Below are 388 nucleotides of genomic sequence, written 5' to 3' on the forward strand. Positions count from 1 at the left end.
ACAAACGGAATGTCTGCCCGGTTCATCCCCGGAGCAGTGGGAGAGCAAAATAATGCGAAGCAAAGCAATCGCTGTCGGCTACAGCAGCGTCCTGGCCCTGGGCCTGCTGTCAGCCGCCGCCCCGGCCATGGCCGGCGGTGAATACAAGTTCAACGATGACTTCAGTGCCAAATGGAACCTGAAGGCCTCCGTGGGCGCCATCTCCCGGATGGAATCTGCCAGCAAGGAAAACCTGTTCGCCGGTGATACCCCCGGTGGTACCGCAGGATCGGCGGTTTCCGATGACGGCAACCTGAACTATGACGGCGGCGAAGTGGTTTCCTCCGTGGTCAAAGCCATCGGTGACTTCAACCTGCAATACAAGAACTACGGCCTCTTCGTACAGGCC

General features: G+C 59.0%; 1 protein-coding gene. It reads left to right on the plus strand.

Annotated features, from left to right (window positions below; translation table 11 throughout):
• Positions 1–52: 52 nt before the first annotated feature.
• On the plus strand, positions 53–388 hold a 336-nt coding region (locus tag A3754_RS23180; RefSeq protein WP_197468805.1), incomplete at its 3' end, for a DUF1302 family protein.

The organism is Alcanivorax sp. HI0083, from assembly GCF_001635175.1.